Origin of the sequence: uncultured Campylobacter sp., assembly GCF_938018035.1 — a bacterium.
In the GTDB taxonomy this organism is placed as follows: Bacteria; Campylobacterota; Campylobacteria; order Campylobacterales; family Campylobacteraceae; genus Campylobacter_B.
The window spans coordinates 1-6,280 of the sequence record NZ_CALIJF010000198.1; the positions used below are offsets into that span (position 1 = coordinate 1).

The following is a 6,280-nucleotide window of genomic DNA, read 5'->3' on the forward strand; positions in this document are numbered from 1 at the left end:
AGCCTTACCATGGTGCGAACTTAAAAATTTCATACTCACGATACATTTATGAGAGCATAAGGCTAGCATAAATTATCGAGGGTATAATAAAATTAAAATTTTAGGAGGAAGCGATGGCTTTTGAAAACGCAATCATCACTAAAAAGGATGATGAGAAGTATGGATTGAGCGCTCTATATGGTAAGTATAATTATGGAGTAAAGTTGCCAAATCTAAATTTTACAATAGATAGGCAATTAGATTGCTGGCTTTTAAAAATTTATAGCTTTCCAGATCCAAATTATGACAGAGCTGTTTTATCAAAGTCTTTATGGATTTTGCATTATAATAATAGAAATATAGAAATTATGCTGGACTATAATTTTGATATTGATAGCACAATAAGTCCAAAGAAATTTCATCGTATTTGGAAAGTCTTAGGGTTAAAGTCTAGTTTAAATTCCAAAGCACAAATGCAAAATATTTTTCACTTATTGCAGAAAAGTTTAGAAGCTTATGGCGATTATGATGCGTGGCAATCGGATCCAAACTATACAATGGAACTACAAGACTTAACCTATAAAAAGGAGGAATAAAATGGTGTTTGTTGCAGAGCGTATTCCAAAAGGAATTTTAAATGTGCCTGGAATAAGAGGGTCTGTAATGATGCACCTAAAAAAAATATCCAAGTCGCGCTTTCGTATCAAAAGATTTAAAACGCTAGAAAGGTATATTTCTTGTAATTATAAGGAAATTTCTAAAATTCTTATAAATTTAAAATTCCTATAAAGCGCGCAGAATAAAATCCTCGTCAAAATTTCAACGCCCAAGCTTTATTTAAATTTCGGTACGTCAAACTCTGCGGCGAAATTTTAGATAAATTTCACCTCCATTTCATTTAAAATTCAAGAGCATGTTTAAATTTAAGGAGCTAGGATGAAACATTTATCAAGCGCGAGCCCGCTTGATAATGCAGATGAGAAAGAGTAAATTTTTCGGGTTTAACGCCCTTTTTGCGTTATATACGAGGCAAAATAATGCAGATAAGAAAGAGCGGAAATACTCCGCTCTTTAAAATTTTAGTTGCCGCTTAGATCAAATTTATACGCAGCTTGCAACCATATCTCGTTCTCGTCAAACTTCCTATTTACGCCGCTAGCGTAGTGGTCGCTTCTCTCAAGCGCAGTGTAGGTTACGCCCAAGCTTAGCCCCTTAACGGCCTTAGGAGCGTAGTTTGCCGTTACCGCCCAGCCCTCTACGTCCATGCTGGTGCCGACCTTTTGGCCCGCAGCCCCGCTAGCATTGATATTATTCGTGCCGCCTACTCTGTCTTGATCGCCTTTTACGTAGTGTAGCGCAGTTTTGAAGCCGTCCAAGCCGATAGCGCCGAAGTTGTAATCAAGCACGATCTTGTGCGTATCCATACCCGCATATCCTGTGAAGACGAACGGACCTCTAATAGGCAGCGCGGTGTATGATCCCGGGCCGTTGCCGACGCCTAAAATAACGGCATCATCATCGCTAACGGTCGTATAGGCATACGATAGACCGAATCCAAAAAACTCGCTAACCGAGACTCTTGCGCCGAACATATCGCCGTCAAGCCTTCTTGGCTCCAGCCCTCCGTCCACGCGCGAGCCTTTGTAGTTAAGATCAAATCCCAGCTTCAAAACCTCGCCTACCGGCACTTTTACATTCGCCTCGGCAAGATACAAGCTAACGTCGCCGTCCTTTAACGCGTTAGCGGGTTTTACGTCCGTTACCGCTGCGTAAGCGCCAGTTAAAGTAGCATAAGGCAAGGATTTGTTTTGAACGTATGCGGAGAAGATATTTTCAAATTTTACGGCGACCGGACCAGTCATATTGCCTAGAATCACCCTATCTTTAAACAAAGGAGCTTTTCCTTCGCCTGCAGGAGCGCCCATAGCGGTTTTACTCCTTCCTTGGAATTTATAAAACCATCCGCCCCACAATGTAGTATCGGGGATATCTTTATTGGATATCGCTACGCCCTCGAAAGCCTCTTTAAACGCTCTCGTATAGTTGCCCGCAACGAGCGGAGTAACGACATATTGTCTACCCGCTTTTATATCGGTATTTCCTATGCCGTATCCTAGGTATAATTCCGATAATACCGCACCCTTGGTATACCACTCCTTATCGTAGGCGATCTTATTGCTTGAGCCTACGCGATACGGCATCAACCAGCCTTGCCCAGTAAGCCCTATTCTAAAGCCGTAAAGAGGATCGGTGACATATCCGAGCTCAAGACCCACGCCGAATGCCTCGTAGTCGTTATCGCCCGTAGCTGCCTCGCCTCTATTATCTACGGTTTTATTGGCGTAAGTGGTCTTTACCGTTCCGCCAAGCTTACCGTTAGTGATCGCCTCGGCTACGCTATCCGCCGCGCTTAGCGAAGATAGCGCACATGCGCAAACCGCCGCAGCTAAACTTAGTTTGATGAGTTTCATTCGAAATCTCCTTTCATAAAGATTTACAAATATTTATAAAATGAATTATATCAAACAATCTCGCTGTTTGCGATAAAAAAGGGGTAAATTTAAAATAAGATTACGCAACTTTGTAAAGATTAAATTAATGAATAGTGAAATTTATCGCCCGATTTATGATTTTATGATTTGACGGATATTTTCGGCTTGCGTCCCGACCTCAACTAGCGGATAAAAGCGATCAAAATTTTAAAATTTCCAAAACGCCAAACTGAGCCGCCAGATAAAATTTTACCGAAATCAAAAGATGAAATTTCGCCGCTTTTAAATTTTAAAATTTAAAAAGCTCGTGAAGCTTGCCCGCCGAAATTTCTCTTTAAATTTAAAACGCGGCTACATAGATATATGCAGCCGCACAGAATTTGGGTAGCAGATCGAAGCTCTAAATTTAGATAATCTACAGAGCCTTTACGATCAGCTCGTTTACGTTTTTAATAAACCCGCTCGGATTTTCAAGCTCCTGCCCCTCGCTAAGGCGCGCCAGATCGTAGATTATTTCAGAAACTTGCGGCAGCATTAGTTTATCGGCCTGCAGCTTTTTGATGATCTCGTGATCCGCGTTGATCTCCAAAATCGGCCTTACGGGCGGCAGATTGCGGTTTCCCATCTGCTTAAGCAGCTGCTGCGTCGCAAAATCGGGATCGTTCTCGTCAAAAACAAGGCAGGAAAGCGAGCCGCTTAGACGCGATGAAATTTTAACGTCCTTGACGCGTTCGCCTAAAATTTCTTTGATCTTTGCGGCGATTTCTTTGGCTTGCGGCGTCGCGGCATCGTCGCTTACAGCTTCTTGCTTGATCGAAGTCGCATTTTTAACCGGCGTCTTATCAAACTCAAAAACGCCAGGCATCACGATCGTATCGATCTCATCGTCGCAGAGCAGCACCTCCGTGCCCTCGGCGTTAAATTTCTCGATCAGAGGTGAGCTTTTAAGCATCGCGGCACTGTTTCCCGCGATATAATAGATCTCTTTTTGCTCCGCGCCCATTTTTTCCTTATATTCGCCAAGAGTGATGAGGCCGTCTCGCAGGTTTGATTTGAAAAGACAGAGCTTTAAAATTTCCTCTTTGTTTGCGCCGAAGCCGTAAAGTCCCTCTTTCAAAACTTTGCCGAATAATTCGTAAAATTTTATGTATTTTTCGCGATCGTTCTGCAAAAGCTTCTGCAGCTCGGATAGAATTTTTTTGGCGCTTTGCTCGCGAACGTAGGCTAAAATTCGATTTTCTTGCAAAATTTCGCGGCTTACGTTTAGCGGCAGATCCTCGACGTCCATTATGCCGCGCACGAAGCGCAGGTAGCTAGGCAGCAGCTCTTTGGCGTCGTCGGTGATGAAAACGCGCTTGACGTAGAGCTTCACGCCGCTTTGATAATCGACGCGGTATAGATCGAAGGGCTCGCTGCTCGGCACGTAAAAAAGCGTCGTGTATTCGTGCGTGCCCTCGGCCTTGGTGTGGATATAAAACAGCGGATCGCCGCTATCGTGGCTGATCTGCTTGTAAAATTCATTGTAATCGCTCGGCTTTAGACTGCTTTTTGGCAGCTGCCAAAGCGCGCTCGCGCGGTTGATCTGGACGTTTTTAACTTCGCTATGTCCCTGCTCGCCCTCTTTTTGCGCAGGCACGTATTCTTCTTTATCCATAAAGATCGGATAGGGGATGTGGTTGGAGTATTTTTTGATGATGCCTTCCAGCCTATATTCGTCCAAAAACTCCTCATCTTTCATATGCAGGATTATCGTCGTGCCGAAGTCCTCTTTCTTCGCCTTTTCGACCATGTAGTTGCTCGCGTCGCTGCTCCATTTAAAGGCGTCCTGCGAGAGCGGCTTGCGGCTGATAACATCGATACGATCTGCAACCATAAACGCCGAATAAAACCCGACGCCGAACTGCCCGATGAGGTTGCTGTCCTTCGCCGCATCGCCGCTAAGGCTCGCCATAAAGCCCTTAGTGCCGCTGCGTGCGATAGTGCCGAGATTGCTCTCGAGCTCGGCCTCGTCCATGCCGATGCCGTTGTCGCCGATGCTTAGCGTTTTGGCCTCTTTGTCGATCTTTATATCGATGCGCGGCACATACGAAAGCGCCTTATATTCGTCGTTCGTAAGACTTAGGTAGTTTAATTTATCCAGCGCGTCGCTTGCGTTTGAGATCAGCTCGCGCAGGAAAATCTCCTTGTTTGAATAAAGCGAATGGATCATCAAATTTAGCAGATCATTCACTTCGGTCTTAAATTTTTTCTTTGCCATTATGCGGTCCTTTTTGAAAATTTTGGCAGATTATATCATGGAGTGCTAATCTTGTCAAGAGAAGAATAAATAAACTTGATATGAATCCTATCAAGTTTTGGAAATTTACGCGCGTTATACGTGCGCGCCCGAAGTATATGAAATTAAACCTATCCGTAGATGATACTAGCGAGAACCGATCCGAATTTAACGGCGCGTCTGCGTTAAATTTACAAATTCTTTTTAGTCGTCGTTTTTTGAAAATTTCAAAATAAGATGATATAATCCACCCGTTTTCAATGCGATTTTTATGATAAAAACGGGCGTTTGACTAAAACAAAATTTATCAAGCAAAAAGGATTTCATTTGAATAACGAAGAAATTATACAGCGCATAAACGAGCTGAGAGAAAAGCGTGGCAAAAATTTAAAAAACCCAAGTGAAAATGTCTGCGAGACGGATGCCAATGCAGATATGGATACTGACGCTACCGTAAATTTAACCGAAAAATCAGGCGCAGGTTCGGCCGCAAATTTAAGCCAAAAACCGAGCTCTAAGCCTTCCGTCGCTACCGCAAGAAACAAACAATCGATCAAAGACGCAGATCTCCGCACTCCACGCAATAATCGATCTACGCCGAAAATACTCCCTCTCGTCGTCGTATGTATAATCGCGATTTTTATAGCGATAAAAGTGCCTTTTCGCACGGAGATTTTAAATGAAACCCGAATTCCTACCAATCAAGCAAACGAAGCCACAGACAAAAATCCTAAAGAAATTTCTATTCGCACCAAAGACGGCACCTTGAAAATGAAAAATCCTGTAAGATTTCGCGAAGATTGCGACGGCGGAGACGGCGATGCCTGCGCCGTACTTTCAAGCCTGCTGCTGTTAAATGGCGAAATTTCGCAAGATGGCGCCAAAGAGTTGCTTAAAAAAGGCTGCTACGAGCTTAACGGCGGCGAAAGCTGCACGAGACTCGCAGGCTACGAAGATAGAGATTCGCAAGAAGGTAGAAAACTGTACAAAAAAGCATGCGAGCTCGGCAACGGCGAAGGCTGCTTTATGTTCGGTTACGTCGCGTATTTTGACGACGATGACAAGGAGGCGGGCGCGCAATACTTTGAGCGATCGTGCGAGTTGCGATTTGCGGAGGCGTGCTATTTTCTAGTGGGAATTTATTCCAATGATCCGGCAAAATCGCAAAGATATCAGGCTCTGTTTGAAAAATATCAACAAGAAAACGACGATGCGATAATCAGCTTTAGGCACAGATAATTTTACGGCTCAATGCACTTTTGCGCATTGAGCTTGCGGGTTTAAATTTGCGCAAATAAAAAGCATCCTTCGCCTGACAATCATACAAAATTTTAAATTTTTGCTCAAACCCAAGCGCCGCGTCAAATTTACACAAAACATAAAAAGCAAAATTTAATAGGTTTATAAATTTAAAACCTCGCGCAGAAGTCGCCTTAAATTTACGCAAGCTCATACTATCCGCACCCTTTTAAAATTTTACTCATTACGTCGTCGATTATCGCTTGCGCGCCGTTTTTATCAGCTAGCTCAAGCA

5 protein-coding genes are annotated in these 6,280 nt (G+C 43.5%); 3 read left to right on the forward strand and 2 right to left on the reverse strand.

Annotation, left to right across the window (positions count from 1 at the left end):
- The first annotated feature begins 113 nt into the window (after positions 1–113).
- On the forward strand, positions 114–575 hold the full coding sequence (locus Q0257_RS06140; protein WP_298022929.1) for a hypothetical protein: 462 nt from the start codon (positions 114–116) through the stop codon (positions 573–575).
- 1 nt (position 576) lies between these two features.
- Positions 577–768, forward strand: a complete 192-nt coding sequence (locus Q0257_RS06145) for a hypothetical protein (RefSeq protein ID WP_298022932.1) — start codon at positions 577–579, stop codon at positions 766–768.
- A 290-nt stretch (positions 769–1,058) separates the two neighbouring features.
- On the opposite strand, the gene Q0257_RS06150 is transcribed toward Q0257_RS06145, so the two are convergent.
- Complete coding sequence (locus Q0257_RS06150; RefSeq protein WP_298022935.1) at positions 1,059–2,450, reverse strand: OprD family outer membrane porin; 1,392 nt, start codon at positions 2,448–2,450, stop codon at positions 1,059–1,061.
- 436 nt (positions 2,451–2,886) lie between these two features.
- A complete protein-coding gene (htpG, locus tag Q0257_RS06155) occupies positions 2,887–4,728 on the reverse strand; it encodes a molecular chaperone HtpG (protein ID WP_298022938.1) in 1,842 nt (613 codons plus the stop codon).
- 345 nt (positions 4,729–5,073) lie between these two features.
- Between htpG and Q0257_RS06160 the strand changes: the two genes are divergently transcribed.
- Entirely contained in the window at positions 5,074–5,985 is a 912-nt protein-coding gene (locus tag Q0257_RS06160) for a hypothetical protein (protein ID WP_298022940.1), read from the forward strand.
- Positions 5,986–6,280 lie beyond the last annotated feature (295 nt).